Here is a 24,410-nt window from a genome sequence, read left to right on the forward strand (position 1 = left end):
GCCTCAACGATCCGTCGCGACCGATCCGCTCCAAGATTGCGCGACCCCGGCCCCCAGCAACGCGACCCAGGTCAGGGCGACGGCCTGCATCTGCACGCTGAAATCCACGAAGGCGTGGAGCGCCACGACCACAGTGGCGGCGCAGGCGACCAGCGGGGCCGACGCCGCCCTTTGTCTCTCGATCGCGCCCAGAACGCAGCGCACGAACAGCACGCCCAAGCCGAGAAAGAACAGAACAGCGACGGGAACGCCCAAACCTTGCAGCGCTTCGAGATAGCTGTTGTGGGCCATGTCCCAGACCCCGAACGGACCGATGGTCCCGTCCCGATACATCGGGAACACTTCCGAAAATGTTCCGTCGCCGAAGCCGAACAAAGGCGCATCGAGAATAGAACGCCATGTCAATCCATAGACGGCCAGACGGTCATCGGACGCAAACCCGTTGACGGAGAGGCGATCGGCGAGAAAGTCGCCGTAATTGAACAGCGCCACGCCCGTGGCGAGGCCGGCAGTCAGCAGGCCGAAGCCGGCGCCGATCGCATTCTTGCGCCCGCGGACGCCGGCGAGCAGTAGGATCGTCAGCAGGCCGCCGAGGCTCGCTGACACGCCGCCGCGCGATCCGGTTAGGACCAGCGCCGCGCCGATGACCAGCACGACGCCGATCCAGACGGCCCCTCCTGCGACTGTCAGCGCTAACAGGCCAGCGAGGCGGCGCGAGATTGCCGCGGCCTTCCCCTCCCCCCGGGAAATATAGAAGTTCAATAGAATCCCGAGGGCGCTCATCAAGCCGAGGCCCGCATAGGTCGCATAGCTATTGCGGTTCACGAAGGTCGAGGTGAGGGAATCATTGTAGGTGACCTTGCCGAACCACAAGATCGTGTTCGGGAAGACGAAAAATGCGACGATTCCATAGGCTGCGTAAGCCGCCCCTGCCAGCGCCAAAAACCGCACGAGCGATTGCGCCCGCGCCGAGGAGCGGCAGAGTTGGAGCGCGAGCCAGAAGGCGGCGCAGCAGGTGAGGAAACGTGTCGCCGCGAGAACTGTGGCGTCCCGATTGACCGTGATGCTCCCCGCAATGTCGCTCCCCGAGGCCTCGCGCGCCATTTGCCAGATCGGATTGTGATAGCCGGCCGGGATCCAATGGGTGATCTGGATCAGCGTCCATCCGAAAACGACCGCACAGGCCGTAGCCGGAAACCAGATTCGGTAGAGCGCGACAGCGTGGCGCCGTCCAGAGACAATTCGAACCAGCTCGAAAGCGATCACCAGCCCGCCGACCCAGATCGCATTGACGCCCCATGCCAATGAGCGATCGGAAGCGAACCAGAAAGGCGCCCAGCCGAGAGCTGCGAGAAAGAGAAAGAAGATAAGGTCGTCCAGCGCCGCCGAGACGCGCGACAGACGCCGTTCGGATTCTTTCGGAGCCGCGATTTCTGGCAATGCTTCTTCGCCGTCACCCTCTTCCGGGGATGGCGCGAGCCAAGGGGTTCTCTCGCTTCGAGCCCTGCCCTGCTGGCCAGAAATTTTATGATCGTGCCGATCCCGCATTTCGCTTCCGACGCGTCGGCTCGATCAACGAGACGATCGACCGCAACTAATTGCCGTTCAATTGTATTTGAACGAGCAATATCGCAAAGGTCGAGTTGGCACAACCGACTTTCGGGTAAGACGGCTATAGGAAAAGCGCTTTGACTTTTCGGAAATCGGCCGATCGACATACGCTCCTCTCTCACGGAAAAGACGCGGCGTCGCGAGAGAGGGCGCGACGCCGCGTCTTGCCGAGGCTGGGTCCTCGGCGAATGCCCCCGCGCCCTATGCGCAGGCGCGAATGCCGAGGCCGATCGCCTCGCGGCCGGACATATCGGTGAAGGCCAGATTGTCCAGAGCCTGATGACGACGCACCCAGGCTTGGATCGCCGGCGGATAGACGCTCATCATCAACGTGTTGCCTCCCCAGGAGGTCTCCCCCTCGTTCGTGCGCGCCGAATGGAAACGCAGCGTCGCCTCCGGCGAAACGCAGGCATGGCGCGCGCCGAGCTTCATCGTGCAGGCCGAGGCGCAGTAGCCGTCGATGGCGACGGTCCGCCGCGTCACATTGGCCGAACGGACCTGCTCATAATAGTCGAGGACATTGCCGCCGCGGTCATAGCTCGAATAATCGGCGCGCGGCGTATAGCCGCCGGCGAGATCGGAGCGGCGCGAATAGCCGTGGCGGCTCGAGCTGGCTCCCCGGCTCGAATAGCCATTGTCGAAGGAGCCGAACAGATCGGAGAAGAGATCGGCCTTGGCGGGCGCCGAAGCGAAGGCGGCGAAGCCGGCGAGGCCGAGGATAGCGGCGCGCTTGGCGATGCGGGGAGCTATGAAGGCGCCGAGCGAAGCGGAGAACATGGGGTGATCCTCTCTCTGTGCTGACGAGGCGGCCCCTATTGGTCGGGCTCGGCCTCGTCGGTGAGGATCAGATTGACGGCGACGCTCTAACGGCCATTAAGCCGCGGTAATGCAACTCGAGCGGCCGCGGCAAGGAAACATCAACCATGCGCAGGAGCGCCAAGCCAACATATTGAATACAAATCTATTATAAGGCCGTTTACCAAGCCGATGTAGAGAATTCTCAACCATATCGTCCAAAAGATTTTCAGCAAAATCGCGTAATCGAGAGAAGCTCGCCGCTGTGACGACGGCCGGCGGAATATCTGAATCGGCGGCTTACTATGACTGATCGAACCGCCTTGACCAAAACATGCTGGCTCGAAATGCTTCACAACATTCGCTCGACTGATCGAGCGAACAGCCTCGCAGGGAGTTGCAGCTCCCAAACGACGGCCTGACCACATTGATCCTGAGAGGATCAAACATAGCTATCGACGTCACTTTCATGCCGCCGTCCCCGGCGGAATCCCCGCGCGCCGCGAACGAGCGCGCGCCCTCCCCATGCCCGTTCCAGGTCCGACGCGCTGGTTGATCGGTTGCGCCTGCCATCCGAACCTGAACATCGACGCCGATTGTCGCTGGCGCTCCTCGAGCAGGGCGTCGTCGTGACCGTGACGCCCTCCGAGTTCGCCGATCGCCGCCCCTCACCTTGGATTTCCCGCATGCGACGAAAATAGCCGCGAGTGGCGAAACCACGTCGATCTCGGCCGAGCATGTATGACGACCTGATATAGTATGGGCAAGTTCGCCGCGACGCTCGCGGGACACGCGGTGACGCCCCCATGCTTCTTCAGATTACCGGCTGAAGGGACCGTGCAGCACTTCGCAGCCGTCAAAAAATAGCATCAAAGCCCGTCCCCTGCTTTGCAGAAAAGGCAGCGAGCGGTATACATCGATATGTCGATAGGTGTGGACATAACGACTCGTATCGGGAGAGGGCGATGACGGAAGACAAAGTCTATAACGTGCTGTTTCTGTGCACCGGCAATTCCGCACGCTCGATCATCGCCGAGGCGATCCTCAATCGCGTGGGGGCAGGTCGATTCAAAGCCTATAGCGCGGGCTCCCGGCCAAAAGGCGAGGTCAATCCGTATACGGTGGCGGTGTTGGAGAAGTCCGGCTTCAAGGCGGATGGCTATCGCTCCAAGAGCTGGAGCGAATTCGCCGAGCCCGACGCTCCGCCGCTCGATTTCGTCTTCACCGTTTGTGACGACGCCGCGAAGGAAGAGTGCCCCTATTGGCCGGGCCAGCCGATGACCGCGCATTGGGGCTTGCCCGACCCCGCCGCTGTCGAAGGAACCGAGGTCGAGAAGCATCTGGCCTTCGCCGACGCATTCCGCATGCTCAACAACCGCATCTCGATCTTCGCCTCCCTTCCGATGAAGGGCCTCGACAAGCTCTCCTTGCAGAGGCGGCTCGAGGAGATCGGCAAGGCAAAGCCCGTCGACGGAGCCGCCTGAGCGCGTCGCGCGCGGAGGCGGACGGCTTGGGTCATGCTCGAAGCGCCGGACTTGCGATCTGATGGAACCGGACGATCCGCTATCCGATTTGGATCCGCTGCTGTGCAAGGCTCTTTCATGGGTCGTCCGCTTGCTTTCGGGCGAAGCGACGCGCGTCGATCTCGACGAATTACAGCAATGGCGCGGGAGAGCGCTGAGCATGAGGAAGCCTTTCGCCGAGCCTCGTGGCTCTGGCGCGTCTGCCGTGAGGCGGCGCGCCAGCTGGCCGAGGAAGCCGCAGCCGCGACCGCCGCCGCGGATCCGCCTCCGGCGGGCGCTCGATGCGATCCGCTCTAGAACCATTTGTCGACAGGTAGTGACACGTCGAAAAATCGACTATCCTCGCCAAAGGACCGCTGACGGTCCATGGAGGCCGGTCCAAGGAGGCGAGGAACAAAGTGGCGGAAGATCGGATCGCCGCAGCCGAGATCGTCGGCATTTTCGAGGCCTTGGCGCAAACGACGCGGCTCGAGGCCTATCGCTTGCTGCTGCGCTATCTTCCCTACGGCCTGCCGGTTGGCGACATCGCCCGCCTTCTCGCCGTGCCGCACAATACGCTCTCGACTCATATCGCCCATCTGGAACGCGCCGGACTCGTCCTCGGACGACGCGAGGGACGCTCGGTCATCTATGCCGCGAATTCGAGCAAATTGGGCCATGTGCTCACGACGATGCTCGCCGATCTCGGCGCGTCTCTCGACGATCTCCCTCTCGCGGCGCCCGCCTTTCCGCAGAAGCGTCCGAAATCGGCGGGCAAGCGGGTCCGCAATGTTTTGTTTCTCTGCTCCGGCAACGCCGCGCGCTCTATTCTGGCGGAGGCGATTCTGAACAGGGAGGGCGGCGACCGCTTCCGCGCTTTTTCCGCCGGCAGCCGCCCTGCCGAGCGGCCAGATCCGATCGGCGTCGAACTGCTGTCTTCGCTCGGCTACGACACGCGCGCGTTTCGCTCCAAGAGCTGGAAGGAGTTTACGAAGCCCGACGCGCCGCGAATGGATTTCGTCATCACCCTCTGCGACGACATCTGCGAGCAGCCCTCGGGCCCCTGGCCGCGCAACGCGCTGCTGGCGCATTGGGGCGTCGCCGATCCGGCGATGGTGAAGGGCGACGACGTCCAGAAGCGCGCCGCCTTCATGGAAGCCTATCGGCGCCTCGGCGCGCGGCTGACGGCCTTCGTCAATCTGCCCTTCGAGTCGATGGATCGGGCGGCTCTGAAGAGCCGTCTCGCCGATATTGCGATGATGGAAGGGGCGACGGAACTGGCGGTGAATAATGCCGTGTGACGAGCCGCGGTAGCGGGTTTTCCGAGCCTCGAATTCGTCGCACCCATTCCGCGGCCACCAGACCTTGACTATCACTATATTTCAAATATATTGGAATTATGGAAAAGACATCCGCCATCGCGGCCCTCGTCGCGCTCGCTCACGAGTCCCGCCTCGATATTTTCCGGCTGCTGATGCAAGCGGGCCCCAAGGGGCTTCCCGCTGGAAAAATCGGCGAGCGGCTCGGGCTTCCTGCGACGACGCTGTCTTTCCACCTCAATCAGCTCAAGCACGCCGATCTCGTGACGTTCCGTCGGGACGGCCGCTCGCTGATCTATTCGGCCGCCTATCCCGTCATGAATGCGCTGCTCGCCTATCTGACGGAGAATTGCTGCAAGGGCGACGCCGCCGCTTGCTGCGTCACGGAAGCCGATACGACCTGCCAGACCGAGAGGGTTCCATGAAGCGCCTGCATCTGCACGTGTCCGTCGACGATTTGCCGCGATCCATCCGATTCTACAGCGCGCTGTTCGCCGTCGCGCCGACCGTCGAGAAGCCCGATTACGCCAAATGGATGCTCGACGATCCGCGCGTGAATTTCGCTATTTCGGCGCGGGGCGGGTCGAGCCTCGGATTGGAGCATCTCGGCATTCAGGTCGAAACCACGGATGAGCTGCACGACGTCTATGGACGCCTGAGACAGGCTGGCGGGCGCATCTATGAAGAGGGCGCGACCACCTGCTGCTATGCGCAGTCGGAAAAATCCTGGATCGCCGATCCGCAAGGGCTGATGTGGGAGACCTTTCTCACGACGGGAGACAGCCCGGTCTATGGCGGCGATCCGGCGCTGGACTCGCTGAAGGGCGAGGCTGGCGCCTGCTGCACGCCGACGACGCCGCAGGGCGAATGCTGTCCGCCGAAGCCGGAGCTTCCCGCAAAGGCGCCCTGCTGCGGCGCGAAGGAGCCGGCATGAGCGCGTCCGATGTGATCATCTATCACAATCCCGATTGCGGAACCTCGCGCAACACGCTCGGCCTCATCCGCAACGCCGGCATAGAGCCGCATGTGATCGAATATTTGAAGACGCCGCCGACGCGCGCGCTGCTGGCGCAGCTCATCGCGCGAATGGGAATTTCGACGCGGGCGCTGCTGCGCGAAAAAGGGACGCCCTATCACGAGCTCGGCCTCGGCGATCCGACGCTCACCGACGAGGCGCTGCTCGATGCGATGATGGCGCATCCTATCCTCATCAATCGGCCGATCGTCGTCACCTCCAAGGGCGTGAAGCTGTGCCGTCCGTCGGAGGCGGCGCTGGACATTCTGCCGCTGCCGCAGCGCGGCGCGTTTTACAAGGAGGACGGCGAGCTCATCGTCGATTCCGCCGGCCGGCGCGTGGCGACGGCATAGCAATCGAGGGAGACGGATATGACGACAATCGAAATCTATGACCCGGCGCTCTGCTGCAGCACGGGCGTGTGCGGAACCGAGGTCGATCAGGCGCTGGTGAGCTTTGCGGCCGATGTCGATTGGGCCAAGCAGAACGGCGGCCGCATCGAGCGTTTCAATCTGGCGCAGCAGCCGCTCGCCTTCGCCAAGAATGCGATCGTGAAAGGCTTTCTCGAGCGTTCCGGGCAGGAGGCGCTGCCTCTGGTGCTGGTCGCGGGCGAGGTCGCTCTCGCCGGGCGCTATCCGAGCCGCAGCGAGCTCGCGCGCTGGGCCGGCCTCGTCGAGACCGCGCCGGAGCCGAAGCAGAGCGGATGCTGCGGCGGCGGCAGCTGCTGAAGAGGTGGCGATGAAATTCCTCGAGCAGCCGCCGCGCTTCCTGTTCTTCACCGGCAAAGGCGGGGTCGGCAAGACGTCGATCGCCTGCGCGACGGCAATCGCGCTCGGCGAGGCCGGGCGGCGCGTGCTGCTGGTCAGCACCGATCCGGCGTCCAATGTGGCGCAAGTGTTCGGCACGCTCATCGGCAATCGGATCACCGACATTCTCGGCGCGCCGGGCCTGTCGGCGCTGGAGATCGATCCGCAGGCCGCTGCGCAGGCCTATCGCGATCGTATCGTCGGCCCGGTGCGCGGCGTGCTTCCAGACGCTGTGGTGAAGGGGATCGAGGAGCAGCTATCGGGCGCCTGCACGACGGAAATCGCCGCCTTCGATGAATTCACTGCGCTGCTGGTCGATTCCGCTCTCACCGCGAATTACGATCACATCGTCTTCGACACGGCGCCGACGGGGCATACGATCCGTCTGCTGCAATTGCCCGGCGCGTGGAACAGCTTTCTCGAATCCGGCACGGGCGACGCCTCTTGCCTCGGGCCGCTGGCGGGGCTGGACAAGCAGCGCGCGCAATATGGCCGCGCCGTCGCGGCGCTGGCCGACGCCGAACGCACGCGCCTCGTGCTGGTCGCCCGCGCGCAGCGATCGGCGCTGAACGAAATCGCCCGCACGCATAAGGAGCTGGCGGCGATCGGCATCGCGCAGCAATATCTCGTCATCAACGGCTTGCTGCCGGAAGAAGAGGCGACGCAGGATTCGCTCGCCGCCGCCATTTATCAGCGCGAGCAGGCGGCGTTGCGCGCGCTTCCCGCCGAGCTCGCTGCTTTGCCTTGTGATCGCGTCGCGCTGCGGCCGTTCAATCTGGTCGGGCTCGACGCCTTGCGGCAATTGCTCGGCGCGACGCCGTCGCCGGTGAACGCGAGCGACGACGCGCCGATCGCGCTCGCTGCGCCGAGTCTGTCGGAGCTGGTCGACGCAATAGCGGCGGACGGTCATGGCCTCGTTATGCTGATGGGTAAAGGCGGCGTCGGCAAGACGACTCTGGCGGCCGCCGTCGCCGTGGAGCTCGCGCGCCGCGGGCAGCCCGTGCATCTCACCACCTCCGATCCGGCTGCGCATCTTTCCGAAACGCTCCATGGCTCATTGGAGCATCTGAAAGTGAGCCGCATCGATCCGCATGCGGAAACGGAGCGCTATCGTCGCGAGATACTCGCCGCCAAGGGCGCCGAGCTGGACGCCGCGGGCCGCGCGCTGCTGGAAGAAGATTTGCGCTCTCCCTGCACCGAGGAGATCGCCGTGTTTCAAGCCTTCTCGCGCATCATCCGCGAGGCGGGCGAGAGTTTCGTGGTGATGGACACGGCGCCGACCGGCCATACACTGCTGCTGCTGGACGCGACGGGCGCCTATCATCGCGAGGTCGCGCGCCAATTGGACGCCAAAGGCGCGCATTACACGACGCCGATGATGCAATTGCAGAATCCGAGGCAGACCAAGGTTCTGCTGGCGACGCTCGCCGAGACGACTCCCGTACTGGAGGCGGCCAGCCTTCAGGCTGATTTGCGGCGCGCCGGAATAGAGCCTTGGGCGTGGATCATCAACAATAGCGTCGCCGCCGCGCATCCGCTTTCGCCGCTGCTGCGTCAGCGCGCGCGCAATGAGATACGCGAGATCGACGCCGTCGCCGCCACATTTGCGCGGCGCTATGCGATCGTCCCGCTGCTGAAGGAAGAGCCGGTCGGCGTTACTCGCCTTCTGGAATTGGCAGGCCGCGCCGTCGAAGCCGCCTGATATTTCACCAAAAGGAAAACCGATGGAACTGCGCGCAACTCCGGTCGCCAAGGAGCGGGATAGTAGCAAAGCATCCGCCGCGCCCGCCATGGGCGTCTTTGAGCGTTATCTGACCCTATGGGTCGCGCTCTGCATCCTCGTCGGCATCGCGCTCGGTCAAGCGGCGCCTTCCGTCTTCCACGCCGTTGGCGAGGCGACGGTCGCGCAAGTGAATCTCCCGGTCGCGGCGCTGGTGTGGCTGATGATCATCCCCATGCTGTTGAAGATCGACCTCGCGGCGCTCGGCCAGGTACGCCAGCATTGGCGTGGCATCGCCGTCACGGTCGGCATCAATTGGCTGGTGAAACCGTTCTCGATGGCGCTGCTCGGCTGGCTGTTCATCGCGCATCTGTTCCGGCCTTATCTGCCGGCCGATCAGATCGACGCCTATATCGCCGGCCTCATTCTGCTGGCCGCGGCTCCCTGCACGGCGATGGTATTCGTGTGGTCCAATCTCGTCGACGGCGAGCCGCATTTCACTCTTTCGCAAGTCGCGCTCAACGACACGATCATGATCGTCGCCTTCGCGCCGCTGGTCGCACTGCTGCTCGGTCTGTCCTCCATCACCGTGCCCTGGGGCACGCTACTGCTGTCGGTCGGCCTCTATATCGTCGCGCCGGTGATCGCATCGCAGCTGTGGCGGCGCGCGCTGCTGGCGAAGGGCGGCGCGGCCGCGCTGGCCGCGACGCTGCGCGTGCTCGGCCCGCTCTCGCTCGTCGCGCTGCTGCTCACTCTCGTCATTCTGTTCGGCTTGCAGGGCGAAGAGATCATACGTCAGCCGCTGGTCATCGCGCTCTTGGCGACGCCGATTCTTATCCAGGTCTATTTCAACGCCGGCCTCGCCTATCTCGTCAATCGCCGCCTCGGCGTCGACTGGTGCGTCGCCGGCCCTTCGGCGTTGATCGGCGCCAGCAATTTCTTCGAGCTAGCCGTCGCGACGGCCATCGCCCTCTTCGGCTTCCAATCGGGCGCGGCGCTCGCGACCGTCGTCGGCGTTCTGGTCGAGGTGCCCGTCATGCTCTCCGTCGTCCATATCGTCCGTCGGTCGCGCCCATGGTACGAAGGCGCTGGCGCGGCCTCGCGCGCCTGACCAGATAGCGAGATCAGGAAGATCTGATGAACGAGCTGGAAGCCGCAAAAGCGAAAGCCGCCGCCGCCTACAATGCCGCCGCTGACTATTTCGACCATCCCGTCAGCTCGTTCTGGCATCGCTTCGGACGAGAGACCGTTGATCGTCTCGACCTTCGTCCCGGCGAATGCGTGCTCGATGTCTGCTGCGGCAGCGGCGGCTCGGCCTTGCCGGCCGCGGAGCGCGTCGGGCCGAAGGGTAGAGTGATCGCCGTCGATCTCGCCGAACGCTTGATCGCATTGGCCGCGGCTAAGGCGCAGGGCAAAGGTCTCGACAATATCGAATTCCGCGTCGCCGACATGCTCGCCCTCGGCTACCCGGACGGCGCATTCGATACGGTCATTTGCGTGTTCGGCGTCTTTTTCGTGCCCGATATGACCGCGGCCGTCCGGGAGCTGTGGCGCATGGTGCGTCCGGGCGGCCGGCTCGCCATCACCACTTGGGGACCCGATCTGTTCGAGCCCGCGAACGGCGCCTTCTGGAACGCGATACGGCAGGAGCGCCCTGATCTCTATCGGGGCTTCAATCCATGGGACCGCATTTCCCAACCGGCGGGTCTGCGCGAAATGCTGAGCGCCGCAGGCGTGAGCGGCGCCGAAATAGTGTCGGAAGCAGGCCGTCATCCCCTCCAGTCGCCGGATGATTGGTGGGTGATCGCGATGGGCAGTGGCTATCGCGGGACGCTCGCGCAACTCGATCCCGAAACATTTTCACGTGTCAGAGAGACAAATCTGTCTCTCCTGCGCGCGAGCGGCGCGACTTCGATCGAGACGAAGGTCCTTTATGCCCTAGCCGCCAAAAAATCGTCTCCCGAGTAACGCTCGTATCCAGGGAAGTGCAGACCCGTGACTGTTTTGCTCGGCGATCCGGGGGCGACGCAATTTATGCGACGACTATTCTCGATACCTATGGGCGCGCTTAGACAATACTCCCTGGGATAAGCTATGTTCTGCCGATCGACGGATGAAAGGTTCCGGCGTCGACCGATCCTATGCGGAGCTGCTGGTCGAGGCGCATCATCGTCTTCGCCATGCGCGCGTGTTGGACGGGCCGATATATGCGACGTCGAGCACATCGGCTTTTCTACGGCTGCGGAGCAAATGCGCCTGTGGGCGCCCGGCGACACGCGTGACGATCGACGAGACACGCGATCCGACGCTCATGATGAACCGGCGACTGTGACGGAGCCAATGTGAAAAATGCGCGAGGCGCGACAAGCCGTCGCGCCTCGAATAGACGAATCTCGGCAGCTGCCGTCAGCGCAACTCGTCCAAGGCCAGATTGAGCTCCAGCACATTGACGCGCGGTTCGCCGATAAAGCCGGCGGCGCGCTGCTCGATCCGGCTTTCGACCAAGGCGCGCACGCGACTTTCCGGAAGCTTGCGCGCCGCAGCGACGGCGGGCGCCTGCGCCAATGCATATTGCGGCGAGATGTGCGGATCGAGACCGGAGGCCGATGTCGTCACCGCATCCGCCGCGACCACATCGATGCGCCCGGCGGCGAACTCCGCCTCGATCGCCGCATTCACGCGATCGACGAGCTTTTGCGAGGTCGGGCCGAGATTGGAGCCGCCGGAATTCGCCGCATTGTAAGGCGCGTCGATCGTCTTGCTCGCATCATTGGGATCTGGCGCGCTCGTCGCCGAAGGACGGCCATGGAAGTAATGATCGGCCGCGAAGCTTTGACCGATCAGACGCGAGCCGACGACGACGCCCTCGCGCTCGATGAGGCTGCCATTGGCCGCGTCGTGGAAAGCGAGCTGCGCCAATCCGGTGATCGCCAGAGGATAGGCGAGGCCGGTGAGAAGGGTGAAGAGAACGATCATCACGATCGCAGGACGAATTTGGGAGAGCATGAGAAGCTCCTTCACGCGAGATGCAGGATCGACAGGATCATGTCGATCAGCTTGATGCCGACGAAGGGAATAATGACGCCGCCGAGGCCGTAGATCAGCAGATTCCGCCGCAGCAAGGCGGCGGCGCCGATCGGCCGATAGGCGACGCCTTTCAGAGCCAGCGGGATCAGCGCGACGATGATCAGCGCGTTGAAGATCACCGCGGAGAGGATAGCCGATTGCGGCGAGACGAGCTTCATCACATTGAGCGCGCCGAGCTCTGGATAGGTCACGACGAACAGCGCCGGGATGATGGCGAAATATTTGGCGACGTCATTGGCGATGGAGAAGGTCGTCAGCGAGCCGCGCGTCATCAGCAGCTGCTTGCCGATGGCGACGATCTCGATGAGCTTGGTCGGATCGCTGTCGAGATCGACCATATTGCCCGCCTCGCGCGCCGCTTGCGTGCCGGTCTGCATGGCGACGCCGACATCGGCCTGCGCGAGCGCCGGCGCGTCATTGGTGCCGTCGCCGCACATTGCGATGAGGCGGCCGCCCTGCTGCTCCTTGCGAATATAGGTGAGCTTGTCCTCCGGCGTCGCCTGCGCGATGAAGTCGTCGACGCCCGCTTCCGAGGCGATGGCCGCCGCCGTGACCGGATTGTCGCCCGTCACCATCACCGTCTTTATCCCCATGGCGCGCAGCTCGGCGAAGCGCGCCTTTATGTCGGGCTTAATGATGTCCTTCAAATGCACGACTCCGAGCAGACGGCCGTTCTCGCTGACCGCAAGCGGCGTGCCGCCGGCACGCGAGATGCGCTCCACCGCGCGCGTGAAATCCTCCGGCGCGCGTATTGGCGAGAGGGCGGCGCGCTGGAGAATTTCGGCGGCCGCGCCGCTCGCCCCTGCGCCTCCGATATCGGCGTGGTCCACGATCGATTGGGTTTGCGCGAGAATTGCGTCGACGGCGCCCTTGCGCAGCGAGCGGCCCGGCAGATCGAGGCCGGAGATTCGCGTATGCGCCGAGAAGGGAACAACGCGCGCGTCGACGCCGGTATCGGGAGCGGCGAGGCCATAGCGGCTCTTGGCGAGCGCGACGATGGAGCGTCCCTCGGGCGTCTCATCGGCGAGAGAGGCGAGCAGCACGGCCTCCGCGAGCTCGTGCTCGCCGACGCCGCCGACGGGAATGAGCTCATCCGCCATGCGATTGCCGAATGTGATCGTGCCTGTCTTGTCGAGCAGCAACGTGTCCACGTCGCCCGCCGCCTCCACCGCGCGACCGGACGTCGCGATGACATTGAAGCGGATGAGGCGATCCATTCCTGCAATGCCGATCGCCGACAGGAGGCCGCCGATCGTCGTCGGTATCAGGCAGACGAGCAGAGCGATGAGCACGGTGAGCGACAGCACGGTTCCCGAGTAATTGGCGAGCGGCCACAGCGTCGTGCAGACGATCAGAAAGATGATCGTCAAGCCCGACAGCAGGATCGACAGAGCGAGCTCGTTCGGAGTCTTCTGCCGCTCGGCGCCTTCGACGAGCGCGATCATGCGATCGATGAAGGTGGAGCCGGGCGCGGCGGTGATCTTCACGCGCACCCAATCGGACAGCACGGTCGTGCCGCCGGTGACGGCGGAACGATCGCCGCCCGCCTCGCGAATGACCGGCGCCGACTCGCCGGTGATCGCCGACTCGTTGACGGAAGCGACGCCTTCGACGACCTCCCCGTCGCCGGGAATGAGGTCTCCAGCTTCGACGAGCACGACGTCGCCGATCCTCAGCTCCAGCGCGGAGACGAGGTCATAGTCGTGCGATCCGCCTTTGGTTCGCTTGGCTTTCGTGTCCGTGCGCGTACGACGCAGCGCATCGGCCTGCGCCTTGCCGCGGCCTTCCGCCACGGCCTCCGCAAAATTGGCGAAGAGGACTGTGAACCACAGCCAAGCCGCGATCTGCCCAGAGAAGAGCGCGGTTCCGTCATGCGCGAAAAGATCGCGCACGAATAAGAGCGTGACGACGGCCGAGACGGCCTCGGTGACGAAAATCACCGGATTGCGCGCCAGCTGACGCGGATCGAGCTTGATGAGAGCGTCGATCGCCGCGCGGCCGATAATGGCCCGATCGAGCAGACCAGGAGCAGCGACTTTGGACGACATTTGCGTTGATCTCCAAGATCAGAAGGTCTTGCCGGCGGCGAGCAGCAGATGCTCGACCACGGGACCGAGCGCGAGCGCCGGGAAATATTGCAACAGATAGAGCACGACGATGACGCCGAGCAGCAGGCCGACGAACAGCGGCCCATGTGTCGGGAAGGTCCCGCGCGACGCCGGCGCCTTTTTCTTCGCGGCGAAGGAGCCGGCCATCGCCAGCACGGGAATGACATAGGCGAAGCGGCCGAGCGTCATCGCAATGCCGAGCGTCGTGTTGTACCAAGGCGTGTTGCCGGAAAGGCCCGCGAAGGCCGAGCCATTATTGTCGGTCGTCGAGGCGAAGGCGTAGACGATCTCCGACAGTCCGTGCGGGCCAGCGTTGTTCAAGCTCGTGAGCGCGCCCGGCAGCAGCGTGGAAGCCGCGGAGAATCCGAGCACGCAGAGCGGATAGATCAGCACGGCGAGCATGGCGAGCTTCATCTCGCGGGCCTCGATCTTCTTGCCGAGATATTCCGGCGTGCGTCCGACCATGAGACCGGCGACGAAGACCGCGACGACCGCGAGCACGAGGAAGCCATAGAGGCCGGCGCCGACGCCGCCCGGCGCGATTGAGCCCATCAGCATGTTGAACAAGGGCACGAGGCCGCCGATCGGCATGAAGGAATCATGCATCGAATTGACGGCGCCGGTGCTTGTGCCTGTCGTCGCTGCGGCGAAGAGCGCGCTGGTGGCGACGCCGAAGCGCACCTCCTTGCCTTCCATATTGCCGGGCGACGGATCGACGCCGATCGACGTCAGCAGCGGATTGCCGGCGGCCTCCGCCCAATAGGCGATGAGCACGCCGCAGACGAGCACGATGAGCATAGCGATGGCGATCGCGCGGCCTTGCCGAAAATCCAGCACCGCGCGGCCGAAGGCGAAGGCGAGCGCGAAGGGAATGACGAGCAGCGCCCATATTTCGAGAATATTGGAAATCGCGTTCGGGCTTTCGAATGGATGCGCCGAATTGGCGTTGAAGAAGCCGCCGCCATTGGTGCCGAGCTCCTTGATCGCCTCCTGGCTCGCGACCGGGCCGATCGAGATCACCTGCTTGGCGCCCTCGAGCGTCGTCGCCTCGACAGAGCCGAGAAGCGTCTGCGGAACGCCGAGCGCCACGAGCGCGAGCGCGAAGACGATCGACAGCGGCAGCAGCACATAGAGCGTTCCGCGTGTGAGATCGACCCAGAAATTGCCGACTGTCGGCGATTCCGCGCGCGCGAAGCCGCGCACCAGCGCGAAAGCCATTGCGAGGCCGGTCGCAGCGGAGAGAAAGTTGTGAACGGTGAGCCCGAGCATCTGCACGAGATGGCTCATCGTCGTCTCGCCGGAGTAGTTCTGCCAATTGGTGTTGGTGATGAAGCTGATCGACGTGTTGAAGGCGAGATCGGCCGGGACGGGATCGAAGCCCTGCGGATCGAGCGGCAACAAATTCTGCAGGCGTTCCAGCGCATAGAGCGATGCAAAGCCGACGACGCTGAAGGCGAGCATGGCGCTCGTATAGACGAGCCAGCTCTGCTCACGCGCCGGATCGACGCCGGCGAGCTTGTAGAAGACGCGCTCCACGGGAAGCAGAACGAGCGTCAGAACATTGCGCTCGCCGGCGAGCACGCGGGCGATGAAGGCGCTGAGCGGCACGGCGCCGAAGACGACGGCTGCCAGCACGACGGCGATTTGCGCCAAGCCAATGGCGTTCATGATGATTTCCTTTGCGGAGCCCGAGATGTGGTCTCAGAATTTCTCGGGATGAAGCAGCGTGTAGAGGAGATAGGCGCCGAGCAGCACGGCGACGCTCAGGCCGATGATCGGTTCGGACATTTCGTTTCCTTCTCAAAGCCGCTTGCAGATGCGCGCATAAAGGCCCATCAGCGCGAAGAGAAAGGCGCCGAGGCCGAGATAGACGAGGTCGAGCATGGTCAGTCTCCCTATCGACAATGCTCGGGATATGCCTGCAGAGCGCGTAAGGAGGCTATTCGGATTTGCCCCGTCGGGCGTAAGGGCCGCATAAGTAGCCGCTCACGCGGCGCGCAGCGCCAATGCGACGACGTCCGAGGAAGCGGTCGAAAAAGGACGGAAACTGTCGTATCGAGGCGTCGCAGAATGCGCGCACAGCCGCCACGGCCTAGAGACCAGGATGATATCGACAATAAATCAAGAAATTAAATTCTCCCTGGCGCCCATGATGGACTGGACTAAAATATTTGTAATTTCAAATAGATAATATGCGCTGTGTGCACACCTTGTGCAGGGATTGTTCTCTTTTTCTTCCTGCTCGCCAGGCCGCGCTGGAACACGCAGTTCCTCTCCTTGGCGCGAATTTCGGGCTCCCATCGGCATGCGATTTCGCCAGCCGACTGCCGCTCACTCCTCGTGGCCACTCATTCGAATAGCCGCTTTATGTCCGCCATCGTCCGAAACAGCTTCATGGGCTGTTCGGGGAACAGCAGAAAACTCTCTCGTTCGTAGAAGCGGCGGGCGCTATCGTCCTTCGCATCCACGATCAGCGCGAACGAGGCGATCTCGCTCCGGGCCGATCGGTAGAGAGCGTCGGCGAGTAGAAACCGGCCGTATCCCTTCCCTTGTAGCCGCCGATCGACCGCGAGCCGGCCCATGAGCGTCGCCGGCACGCGCGGATATTTCGGCAGCTTCCGCAGGGTCTGCTCCGGCAGCTCGACAAGTTGCACGGAGGTCGATGAAAGCGTGTAGTAGCCCGCGATCGTCCCCTCGGGCAGCGCCAGAACGAAGGGCGCGGCCATGTTCTTTCGCGCGTCCTGACCGGCCTGTGTCCGAAAATATCGGTCGAGCAGCTCCACGCCGCTCTCGAATCCCGATCTGTCATGGCCAGAAGCCAGCGGCTCCACGTAGAGCTTCTCGTCTTTTCCGGCAGGCAGGCGTCAAAAGCCGGTTCGCTCGCGATAGCGGCGTACCGTATCGCGAAGACGATCATTGACCGGCTTCGGGTTGAGCAGCGCATCGACGAATGCTTCGCTGTCACGAACCGAGAGCGACAGCTGATTATGTTCCTCGATAGCTCTCCGGGCGGCGTCCTGGACGCTGGTCAGCACGAAATCGGTGACGCTCCGCCCTTGCAGGGCCGCCGCCCGCTCGATCAGGCTTTTTTGCTCGGCGGTGATACGGGCCTCCAATCGCTCTGCTCGGGTGCGTCTCCCACCAGGTCTGGATGCGGCGTCCGTCATGACCTTTTTCTCCTCGCCACAATGTACGGCCAATTGCCGGCCAATTCAAGACCGGCGACATTGGATTGCTCCGCTGGCTACGCCAAACGCGGCACGCAACCTGGTCAAGATTGGGTCGAGGGGTCAAATCCTTCGTCCGTTCAAAAAGGAATTGTCGCAAATTTTGTTTATGGACGCGATGAACGTGTGAGAGTGACGCGGTTCACGTTGCGAGGGCATAGAACTGCTGGGCTGGACCCAATTCGCCCCTGGTCTGCAACTGGTCCTTGCGGATCATATGCATGAGCTCGATCCCAGAGAGTGTCGCGGCAGCCGATCGAAATGATTTGAAACCCAACATCGGCCGCGTTACTCGCTGCACCGCTCGATGGTTCTGTTCGACGATATTATTGAGATATTTGATGCGGCGGATTTCGATGTCCGCTTCATGCTCCGCATTGTAGGTTTCGATCGCCGCCGTGTTAGCGCCGCTCTTGTCGATCGTGATCTTCTCCGGCTCGCCATGCTGGCCGATCGCCTTGCGCAAGACGCGCAACGCGGCTTTGCGGCCCCTCTTCGCCGTCAGCAGGAAATCCACCGTCGCGCCTGCCTTGTCCACCGCCCGATACAGATATTTCCAGCGGCCTTTGACTTTCACGTAGGTCTCATCGAGACGCCAGCTGGATCCGATCATACGTTTGCGAGCACGGAACTGTTTCTCCAGCAAAGGCGCATATTTGACGACCCAGCGGTTGAGCGTGGAATGGTCGACTTCGACGCCTCGCTCTTCCATCATTTCGTCGAGTTGACGATAGCTCATCGGATACGCCACATACCAGCGGACGCCTCAAAGGATCACGTCGCGTTCAAAATGGCTGCCCTTGAAATCGATCATCGAACTATTCCGCCTGCCCCGCGCCCGGCGATCATAGCCCCAACCGACCCGCGAGAAAAATTTGCGACAGAGCCAGTGCGAGGCGCCGGCGCCGATCACGACCTCACCAGCCGCCGCCCAGCGAGCGATAGAGTTGGATCGTCATGGCGGATTGCGCCATCTGGGTTTCCAGCAAATCGTTCTCGCGCTCGAAGACGTCGAGCTCTGCATTCAGCACGTCTCCGAAAGTCTTACGTCCGCCTTCGTATAGCCCTCTCGATATTTGATGATTGCGTCGCGCGCCGACGAGCGCGACGGAAAGATGCTCGCTGCGGCGATCCAATCCGCGGCGTCTGCCATAGGCGTTCTCGACATCCTCGAGCGCATGCAGGACGGATTTGTCGTAATCGGCGACAGCCGCTTCGAGGCGCGCGTCATTCGCCGCTATATTGGCTTCGATGCGCCCGGCGGTGAAAATCGGCAAATGCGCGGTGAGGCCGACTAGGCCGCCCGTGCCTTGAAGTCCAGGGATTCCCTGAAAATGCAGCCGGCCGTCCTGGCCGAGGAATTCGATCTGGAAGCGCGGCAGCAGATCCGTCTTCGCGCTGGTCAGGCTGGCGACGCGTGCGCGCACGGCGTCGGCGCGTGCGCGCACGTCGGGACGACGCTCCAGCACCTCGCTCGGGAGCTGTCCTTGCGGAGGCCGCGGGCCGAAGAAAGGCCCGGGCGTCGGCAGCGGGACGGGTGGCTCCGGCGGGCGGCCGGTCAAGACCGCGAGCCGGCGTTGTCGCGTCTCGAGCGCGGAAAGGAAATCCGGTCGCTTGCTTCGCTGGGTTTCCAATCGTTCGCGAACCAGCGTCACGTCATAGGCGACCGCCTGCCCGGCGTGGTAACGAGCCTCCACATAGCGGAGAAGATTGCCGAGAGTCTCTATGGAATGGTCGAGAACGAGAAGCCGCCGCTGCAGCCCTCTGGCGTCCTGATAGTTTTGGGCTACCTCGGACACGACGATCATTCGCGCGCCGTTCGACTGCTCCTCGACTCCAGCGGCATTGGCGCGCGCGGTTTCTGCGTCATAGCTGCGGCCGCCGAAAATATCCGGCTCCCAGCTCGCCGTGAGGCCACCGATATGGGCGTCGACGCGGCGCGCTTTGCCGGGGATGAAATCGACGACCGGATTGCGCCATTTCACATCCGCTTCCCACAGACCGGCGTCGGCGCCGAGCGTCGGATAGAGAGCCGATTCCGCGACCGAGACCAGGGCGCGCGCCTCCTCGACTCGCGCCTTCGCAATGCGCAGATCGGGATTGCCGGCGAGCGCCGCATCGATCATGCGGTCGAGCAGCGGATCGCGCCAGACTGTCCACCAATGAGAGAGGATGGGGGAAGCGGAGGGAGCGCCGATCGACGACGTCTCGTCGAATGATGGCGGGGCGACGACGGTCGGCGCCGGCGGCGTGACGTCGAGCTCGCGACAGCCGACGACGAGAAGGGACATGACGATGGCGGCGCGCTTCATCCCTGCCTCGCCAGCATGGAGCGGAAGCGCGACAGAGCGAGCGACAGAAACATCGCCCCCGAGGCGATCACCACCGCGATCTGCGGCCAGACCGTATCGAGCCCGGCGCTGCGATAGAGGACCGCCTGGGTCATCGAGACAAATTGCGTGGTCGGCGCGAATCTCACGATCGCCTGCACCGCCTCCGGCATGCTCTCGACTGGGGTCGCGGCGCCCGAGAGAAGATAGGCGATGGCGTAGACCGGGACAGAGAGCAGGCCGAATTGCGGCATCGTCGGAGCGAGCGTCGCCAGCCACATGCCGAGCGAGGTGACGGAGAAGAGATAGAGCAGCGCGCCGAAGGCGAAGAGGCCGATGGAGCCTGCGATCGGCACGCCCAGCCATTTCTGCACGACGAGCCAGAGGGAGAGCATCGTCGCCGCGAGAATGACGAGGCCATTGGTCATGATCTTCGCGATGGCGATCTCGCTCGCCCGCACCGGCATCACGAGCAGATGCTCGATCGTCCCATGCTCGCGCTCGCGGATCACGGCGGCGCCGACCAGGATGATCGACAGAACGGTCAGATTGACGACGATCTGCATCACGGAGGTGAACCAGAAGGAATCGGTGTTGGGGTTGAATTCTATGCGGCTGACGACGCGGATCGGCAAGCTCGACTCTATGCTCCTCGCGCCGAGGAATTTTTGCGTCTCGACGACGAAGATCTCGTTCAGATAGCCGGCGCCGAGACCGGCTTGCGTCATCGCCGTGGCGTCGACCAGCACCTGCACGGCGGGCTTGCGCCCTGCGAGGACGTCGGCCTCGAAGCGCGGGGGAATCTCGATCACGAAAATATAGCGGCTCTGGTTCATCGCGGCCGCGACATCCTCCCGCGCAATCTCTTCGGGCGCGATGAAATAGGGGGGAAGGATCGCGTCGCGCAGCCGTCGCGACAATTCCGAATGATCGCCGTCCATCATGGCGACGGAGGCGTGCGAGACCTCCGCCTTCACGCCTTCGGACATCAGCTGAACGGCGGCGGTGAAGGCGAAGACGATGAGCGCCATCAGCGTCACATCCTGCAGCAGGCTGCGGAACTCTTTTCCGCTGAGCAGAGCGACATTGACGAGCCAGCGTCCCATGGATCGCTACGCCTCCTGCTTGCGGAGCAGAAGCCGCGCGCCGATGAGATACAGCGCCGCAAAGCCGCCGAGCGCGAGATAGTTCGAAGCAAAGCTCGAAAGGCCGAGTCCCTTTGTGAAGCAGCCGAGGCTCACGATCTGAAACCAGGAGGAAGGGAAGCCGACGCCGACGGCGTAGGCGCCGCCGGTGAGCGTCGAGATCGGATAGAGAAGGCCGGAGAAATTCACCGAGGGGATGAGGCAGATGATCGCCGTGCCGAATATCGCTGCGACCTGCGAGCGAACGAAGGCCGATATCAAGAGCCCGAGCGCCGTCACCGCGAGAATGAAGAGCAGCGCGCCGAGCGTGAGCGCGAGAAAGGAGCCGTGCAGCGGCACGCGGAGGATGAAGATGGTGATGAGCGTCAGGCTCAGATAGGAGACCATCGCCACGCCGACATAGGGCAATTGCTTGCCGACGAGAAACTCGCCGATCGTGGCGGGCGAGGCGTAGAGATTGACGATGGAGCCGATCTCCTTCTCGCGGACGACGCCGAGCGCCGTCAGCATCGTCGGGATCAGAATCAGCGCCAGCATGACGACGCCGGGCGTGATCGCATAAATGCTGCGGAACTCCTGATTGTAGATGAAGCGAGGCTCGACGGAGATCGGCAGCGAGCTCGCGGTTCTCGCGCGATCGAGGCTCGTGACATATTCGAGGACGACGCCCGTCGCATAGGCGCGAATGTTCGAGGCGGTGAAAGGCGCGGCTCCATCGATGAAGAAGCCGACCTCGGGCTGGCGGCCGGCTTCGAGGTCGCGGCCGAATGAGGGCGGTATCTCTATGGCGAGCTGGGCCTCGTGGCTGCGCAGACGCGCCTCCATCTCCGCAGGACTGCGCGAGGGCGCCATCTCGACGAAATAGCGCGAGCCCGCGAAGCCGCGCAGAAATTCCCGGCTGGCGAAGGTCTGGTCGCTGTCGAAATTCGTGAAGCGAATATTCTCGACATCGAAGGAGATGCTGTAAGCGGAGACCAAGAGAAGAACGATCGGGCCGAGCAGCGCGAAGGCGAGGCGAGCTGGATCGCGCGCGAGCTCCATCGTCTCGCGACGCGCAAAGGCGAGAATGCGTCCCGCCCAGCCGGTCGCACGATCGTCGAACATATCGGTCGGCTCCGGCTCGCACGGCGATGCTTCGTTCGGCGATGGCGCGAGGCGCGGAGCTGCGGCCGAGGCGCTCGCCTCCGCCTGCTCGAGATAGAGGATGAATGCGTCCTCCAATGTCGTCGCGTCCTTCTCGCGCCGCAACTCGTCCGGCGCGCCGACGGCGAGAACCTTTCCGCGATGCATGAGCGATATTCGATCGCAGCGCTCCGCCTCGTTCATGAAATGCGTCGAAAGGAAGATCGTCACCTGCTTCTCGCGCGAGAGGCGGATGAGATGACGCCAGAACATATCGCGCGCGCCGGGATCGACGCCGGACGTCGGCTCGTCGAGGATCAGCACCTCGGGCGAATGCAGGCAGGCGGCGGCAAGCTGAAGCCGCTGGCGAATGCCGAGCGGCAGAGACGCGGGCGAATGGTCCGCATGTTCCGCGAGCGCGAAATCGATCAGCGCGGCGTCGACGAGCGACTGCGCGCGATCACCACCGACGCGATAGAGCCGCGCGTGCAGCGTCAAATTCTGCCGCACCGTCAATTCTTCGTAGAGGGAGAAAGATTGCGACATATAGCCGACGCGCAGCCGCGTCTGCATGTCGCCGGCGTCGATCGTTCGGCCGAGCAGCTTCGCCGTCCCGCTCGTGGCGTCCAGCAGGCCGGTCAGCATTTTCATCGTCGTCGATTTGCCGCAGCCATTGGAGCCCAGAAAGCCGAATATCTCGCCGCGACCGATGCGAAAGCTCACATTGTCGACGGCGACGAAATCGCCGAAACGACGGGTCAGCGCCTCCGCCTCTATCGCCGGCGCGCCGCCGGGGTCGCGATAGGGCGGGATCTCGACGCCCGACGCCTGCGCGCGTCGGCTCTCCGGCAGCAGCGAGACATAGGCCTTCTCGAGCGTCGCCGCGCCCGTACGGGCGAGCACATCCGCCTTGGCGTCCGCGATGAGAACGCGCCCATTATCCATCGCCACGAGATATTCGAAGCGCTCCGCTTCCTCCATATAGGCGGTGGCGACGATCACCGTCATCTGGTCGCTCTCGCTGCGCAGCTCGTCCACGAGTTCCCAGAACTGACGACGCGACAGCGGATCGACGCCGGTCGTCGGCTCGTCCAGGATCAGGAGCTGCGGATCATGCACGAGCGCGCAGCAGAGCGCGAGCTTCTGCTTCATGCCGCCCGAGAGCTTTCCCGCGGGGCGATCGGGAAATGGATCGAGGCCCGTCGCTCGCAGCAGCCTGCGAATGCGCGCGTCGCGCCGCCCTGCGCCGAGGCCGAAGAGACGGCCGAAGAAGTCGATGTTCTCATAGACAGACAGCGTCGGATAGAGATTGCGGCCGAGCCCCTGCGGCATGAAGGCGACATGGGGGAGGAACGCCTCCCTCTCCCGTCGCTCGCGCAGATCGGCCCCCAAGACGTGGACCGCTCCCGTCTGAATCTTCTTCACCCCCGCGATGACGCCGAGCAGCGTCGACTTGCCGACGCCGTCCGGGCCGATCATCGCGATCGTCGCGCGCGCCGGCAAGGACAGTGAGACATTCTCGAGCCCGCGAACATCGCCATAGTCGTGGTAGAGGCCCGAGATTTGGAAGGCGGCCGGCGCCTTCGTCTCCTCGGCGGCGGTCATTTGGCGTGTCCGAAAGCGAGCGAGGACGGCCAATGGCCCGTCGGGTCGATGCGCACATAGCCATTGCCGGTCATGCCGGCCTTCAGCCTGCCGTCGAGCCGACGGGCCGCCTCGACCGGAATTCTCAGCTTCACGCGATAGACGAGCTTCTCGCGCTCGCTGGCTGTCTCCACATATTTCGGGGTGAATTGCGCTTCGGCCGCGACGAAGGAGATGGTCGCCGGCAATGGCGGTCCGTCGAACGCGTCCAGGGCGACGCGCGCCTCGTCGCCGATCGTCAGCCGGCCCGCCACCGCCATGGGAAAGAAGACGGTCATATAGACGTCGTCCGTCTCCAGCAGCGAGGCGATCCGCCCGCCGGAGGGAAGCACCGCATCCTTCTCCACAATTCGATATTCGATGCGCCCGTTCACTGGGGCGCGTATCGTCGTCTCGTCGAGAATGACCGTCAATCGGGCGATTCGCGCCTCGGCCTCCGAGAGCGCGTTGCGGGCCTCCTTCACGGCGGCCTCGGCGGCGGCGGCGCCGGCTGTCTCCGCATCCTTGGCGATACGCCGCCGGTCTAGCTCGACCTGCGAGACGAGCGCCTTGCCGCGCATTGTCGCGGTCTCAGTCATCTCGAGGCCGGCGAGCCGCAGATTGTTGCGGCGGACGTCGAGCTCCGCCTCGGCGCGTCCTATGGCGCTGATGGCGCGCTGACGCTGCGCTTCGGCTCCAGCGATCTGCGCTTTGATCTCTGCCGTATCCTGCCGAGCCAACACTGACCCCGGACGCACGACATCGCCCTCACGGATTGGCAGATCGATGATGCGCCCCGCATATTTGACGGCAATGTCGATGCGCGTCATCTCCAACCGCCCGTTCGCTCGCGAGACATAGGCTGGCAGAGCCGGCGTACGGCTGCGCCACCACCAATAGCCCGCCGAAGCCGCGCCGATGATTAGCAGAGCCAAGACAATTCGGGCGATCCTGCGGTTCATCGAGAGTATCTCAACCGTTCCTCCGGTGGCCGGGCGGC

Annotated in this window: 22 protein-coding genes and 1 pseudogene; 10 read left to right on the top strand and 13 right to left on the bottom strand. The window is 63.8% G+C overall.

Annotated features, from left to right (window positions below; all coding sequences use genetic code 11):
- Window positions 1-3: 3 nt before the first annotated feature.
- Both GYH34_RS16000 and GYH34_RS16005 read right to left on the bottom strand, forming a co-directional pair.
- Window positions 4-1,440, bottom strand: a complete 1,437-nt coding sequence (locus GYH34_RS16000; RefSeq protein WP_161914449.1) for an O-antigen ligase family protein — start codon at window positions 1,438-1,440, stop codon at window positions 4-6.
- A 372-nt stretch (window positions 1,441-1,812) separates the two neighbouring features.
- Entirely contained in the window at window positions 1,813-2,388 is a 576-nt protein-coding gene (locus GYH34_RS16005; RefSeq protein ID WP_161914450.1) for a hypothetical protein, read from the bottom strand.
- A 983-nt stretch (window positions 2,389-3,371) separates the two neighbouring features.
- Between GYH34_RS16005 and GYH34_RS16010 the strand changes: the two genes are divergently transcribed.
- From GYH34_RS16010 to GYH34_RS16055, 10 genes are all read left to right on the top strand, one after another.
- A complete protein-coding gene (locus GYH34_RS16010; protein WP_161914451.1) occupies window positions 3,372-3,890 on the top strand; it encodes an arsenate reductase ArsC in 519 nt (172 codons plus the stop codon).
- 437 nt (window positions 3,891-4,327) lie between these two features.
- Window positions 4,328-5,209 carry a metalloregulator ArsR/SmtB family transcription factor gene (locus tag GYH34_RS16015; protein ID WP_161914452.1) on the top strand — a complete coding sequence of 294 codons (882 nt, stop codon included), beginning with the start codon at window positions 4,328-4,330 and terminating at the stop codon, window positions 5,207-5,209.
- Window positions 5,210-5,307: 98 nt separating this feature from the next.
- Window positions 5,308-5,652, top strand: a complete 345-nt coding sequence (locus tag GYH34_RS16020; protein ID WP_161914453.1) for a metalloregulator ArsR/SmtB family transcription factor — start codon at window positions 5,308-5,310, stop codon at window positions 5,650-5,652.
- Window positions 5,649-6,161 (top strand): ArsI/CadI family heavy metal resistance metalloenzyme, encoded by a 513-nt coding sequence (locus GYH34_RS16025; RefSeq protein WP_161914454.1) that lies wholly within the window; start codon window positions 5,649-5,651, stop codon window positions 6,159-6,161. The genes GYH34_RS16020 and GYH34_RS16025 overlap by 4 nt, the downstream gene beginning before the upstream one ends.
- Window positions 6,158-6,595, top strand: a complete 438-nt coding sequence (gene arsC, locus GYH34_RS16030; RefSeq protein ID WP_161914455.1) for an arsenate reductase (glutaredoxin) — start codon at window positions 6,158-6,160, stop codon at window positions 6,593-6,595. The genes GYH34_RS16025 and arsC overlap by 4 nt, the downstream gene beginning before the upstream one ends.
- Window positions 6,596-6,613: 18 nt before the next feature.
- Window positions 6,614-6,970 carry an arsenite efflux transporter metallochaperone ArsD gene (gene arsD / locus GYH34_RS16035; protein ID WP_161914456.1) on the top strand — a complete coding sequence of 119 codons (357 nt, stop codon included), beginning with the start codon at window positions 6,614-6,616 and terminating at the stop codon, window positions 6,968-6,970.
- A gap of 10 nt (window positions 6,971-6,980) precedes the next feature.
- On the top strand, window positions 6,981-8,750 hold the full coding sequence (gene arsA / locus GYH34_RS16040; RefSeq protein WP_161914457.1) for an arsenical pump-driving ATPase: 1,770 nt from the start codon (window positions 6,981-6,983) through the stop codon (window positions 8,748-8,750).
- 88 nt (window positions 8,751-8,838) lie between these two features.
- The gene (gene arsB, locus GYH34_RS16045) at window positions 8,839-9,879 is read left to right on the top strand and encodes an ACR3 family arsenite efflux transporter (RefSeq protein WP_161915052.1); all 1,041 of its coding nucleotides are present in this window, start codon (window positions 8,839-8,841) and stop codon (window positions 9,877-9,879) included.
- Between the two features lie 26 nt (window positions 9,880-9,905).
- On the top strand, window positions 9,906-10,736 hold the full coding sequence (locus GYH34_RS16050; RefSeq protein WP_161914458.1) for a methyltransferase domain-containing protein: 831 nt from the start codon (window positions 9,906-9,908) through the stop codon (window positions 10,734-10,736).
- A gap of 145 nt (window positions 10,737-10,881) precedes the next feature.
- A complete protein-coding gene (locus GYH34_RS16055) occupies window positions 10,882-11,100 on the top strand; it encodes a hypothetical protein (protein WP_161914459.1) in 219 nt (72 codons plus the stop codon).
- A gap of 74 nt (window positions 11,101-11,174) precedes the next feature.
- Here GYH34_RS16055 and kdpC read toward each other — a convergent pair whose 3' ends face one another.
- The 11 genes and pseudogenes from kdpC to GYH34_RS16110 form a co-directional block, all read right to left on the bottom strand.
- Entirely contained in the window at window positions 11,175-11,774 is a 600-nt protein-coding gene (gene kdpC / locus GYH34_RS16060) for a potassium-transporting ATPase subunit KdpC (RefSeq protein WP_161914460.1), read from the bottom strand.
- A gap of 11 nt (window positions 11,775-11,785) precedes the next feature.
- The gene (gene kdpB / locus GYH34_RS16065; protein WP_161914461.1) at window positions 11,786-13,903 is read right to left on the bottom strand and encodes a potassium-transporting ATPase subunit KdpB; all 2,118 of its coding nucleotides are present in this window, start codon (window positions 13,901-13,903) and stop codon (window positions 11,786-11,788) included.
- Window positions 13,904-13,921: 18 nt separating this feature from the next.
- Entirely contained in the window at window positions 13,922-15,631 is a 1,710-nt protein-coding gene (gene kdpA / locus GYH34_RS16070; RefSeq protein ID WP_161914462.1) for a potassium-transporting ATPase subunit KdpA, read from the bottom strand.
- Window positions 15,632-15,664: 33 nt separating this feature from the next.
- The gene (kdpF, locus tag GYH34_RS16075; RefSeq protein ID WP_161915053.1) at window positions 15,665-15,751 is read right to left on the bottom strand and encodes a K(+)-transporting ATPase subunit F; all 87 of its coding nucleotides are present in this window, start codon (window positions 15,749-15,751) and stop codon (window positions 15,665-15,667) included.
- Between the two features lie 560 nt (window positions 15,752-16,311).
- On the bottom strand, window positions 16,312-16,824 hold the full coding sequence (locus tag GYH34_RS16080; protein WP_161915054.1) for a GNAT family N-acetyltransferase: 513 nt from the start codon (window positions 16,822-16,824) through the stop codon (window positions 16,312-16,314).
- 3 nt (window positions 16,825-16,827) lie between these two features.
- Entirely contained in the window at window positions 16,828-17,130 is a 303-nt protein-coding gene (locus GYH34_RS16085) for a DUF1778 domain-containing protein (protein WP_161914463.1), read from the bottom strand.
- A 202-nt stretch (window positions 17,131-17,332) separates the two neighbouring features.
- Window positions 17,333-18,004, bottom strand: a pseudogene (locus tag GYH34_RS16090) (IS6 family transposase).
- Between the two features lie 103 nt (window positions 18,005-18,107).
- Window positions 18,108-19,502: a TolC family protein gene (locus GYH34_RS16095; RefSeq protein ID WP_161914464.1), complete on the bottom strand. Its 1,395-nt coding sequence runs from the start codon at window positions 19,500-19,502 to the stop codon at window positions 18,108-18,110.
- Entirely contained in the window at window positions 19,499-20,626 is a 1,128-nt protein-coding gene (locus GYH34_RS16100; RefSeq protein WP_161914465.1) for an ABC transporter permease, read from the bottom strand. Before GYH34_RS16100 ends, GYH34_RS16095 begins: the two co-directional genes overlap by 4 nt.
- Window positions 20,627-20,632: 6 nt before the next feature.
- Window positions 20,633-23,392, bottom strand: a complete 2,760-nt coding sequence (rbbA, locus tag GYH34_RS16105; RefSeq protein WP_161914466.1) for a ribosome-associated ATPase/putative transporter RbbA — start codon at window positions 23,390-23,392, stop codon at window positions 20,633-20,635.
- Window positions 23,389-24,345, bottom strand: a complete 957-nt coding sequence (locus GYH34_RS16110; RefSeq protein WP_244635162.1) for an HlyD family efflux transporter periplasmic adaptor subunit — start codon at window positions 24,343-24,345, stop codon at window positions 23,389-23,391. The genes rbbA and GYH34_RS16110 overlap by 4 nt, the downstream gene beginning before the upstream one ends.
- Between the last annotated feature and the right edge of the window lie 65 nt (window positions 24,346-24,410).

Origin of the sequence: Methylosinus sp. C49, assembly GCF_009936375.1 — a bacterium.
In the GTDB taxonomy this organism is placed as follows: domain Bacteria; phylum Pseudomonadota; class Alphaproteobacteria; order Rhizobiales; family Beijerinckiaceae; genus Methylosinus.

What these genes read in the sequence shown, in the direction of transcription:
- GYH34_RS16005 (WP_161914450.1), bottom strand. Translation starts at nt 2,388, where the DNA reads ATGTTCTCCGCTTCGCTCGGCGCCTTCATAGCTCCCCGCATCGCCAAG.
- GYH34_RS16010 (WP_161914451.1), top strand. Translation starts at nt 3,372, where the DNA reads ATGACGGAAGACAAAGTCTATAACGTGCTGTTTCTGTGCACCGGCAAT.
- GYH34_RS16020 (WP_161914453.1), top strand. Translation starts at nt 5,308, where the DNA reads ATGGAAAAGACATCCGCCATCGCGGCCCTCGTCGCGCTCGCTCACGAG.
- GYH34_RS16025 (WP_161914454.1), top strand. Translation starts at nt 5,649, where the DNA reads ATGAAGCGCCTGCATCTGCACGTGTCCGTCGACGATTTGCCGCGATCC.
- arsC (WP_161914455.1), top strand. Translation starts at nt 6,158, where the DNA reads ATGAGCGCGTCCGATGTGATCATCTATCACAATCCCGATTGCGGAACC.
- arsD (WP_161914456.1), top strand. Translation starts at nt 6,614, where the DNA reads ATGACGACAATCGAAATCTATGACCCGGCGCTCTGCTGCAGCACGGGC.
- arsA (WP_161914457.1), top strand. Translation starts at nt 6,981, where the DNA reads ATGAAATTCCTCGAGCAGCCGCCGCGCTTCCTGTTCTTCACCGGCAAA.
- arsB (WP_161915052.1), top strand. Translation starts at nt 8,839, where the DNA reads ATGGGCGTCTTTGAGCGTTATCTGACCCTATGGGTCGCGCTCTGCATC.
- GYH34_RS16050 (WP_161914458.1), top strand. Translation starts at nt 9,906, where the DNA reads ATGAACGAGCTGGAAGCCGCAAAAGCGAAAGCCGCCGCCGCCTACAAT.
- GYH34_RS16055 (WP_161914459.1), top strand. Translation starts at nt 10,882, where the DNA reads ATGAAAGGTTCCGGCGTCGACCGATCCTATGCGGAGCTGCTGGTCGAG.
- kdpC (WP_161914460.1), bottom strand. Translation starts at nt 11,774, where the DNA reads ATGCTCTCCCAAATTCGTCCTGCGATCGTGATGATCGTTCTCTTCACC.
- kdpB (WP_161914461.1), bottom strand. Translation starts at nt 13,903, where the DNA reads ATGTCGTCCAAAGTCGCTGCTCCTGGTCTGCTCGATCGGGCCATTATC.
- kdpA (WP_161914462.1), bottom strand. Translation starts at nt 15,631, where the DNA reads ATGAACGCCATTGGCTTGGCGCAAATCGCCGTCGTGCTGGCAGCCGTC.
- kdpF (WP_161915053.1), bottom strand. Translation starts at nt 15,751, where the DNA reads ATGTCCGAACCGATCATCGGCCTGAGCGTCGCCGTGCTGCTCGGCGCC.
- GYH34_RS16085 (WP_161914463.1), bottom strand. Translation starts at nt 17,130, where the DNA reads ATGACGGACGCCGCATCCAGACCTGGTGGGAGACGCACCCGAGCAGAG.
- GYH34_RS16095 (WP_161914464.1), bottom strand. Translation starts at nt 19,502, where the DNA reads ATGAAGCGCGCCGCCATCGTCATGTCCCTTCTCGTCGTCGGCTGTCGC.
- GYH34_RS16100 (WP_161914465.1), bottom strand. Translation starts at nt 20,626, where the DNA reads ATGGGACGCTGGCTCGTCAATGTCGCTCTGCTCAGCGGAAAAGAGTTC.
- rbbA (WP_161914466.1), bottom strand. Translation starts at nt 23,392, where the DNA reads ATGACCGCCGCCGAGGAGACGAAGGCGCCGGCCGCCTTCCAAATCTCG.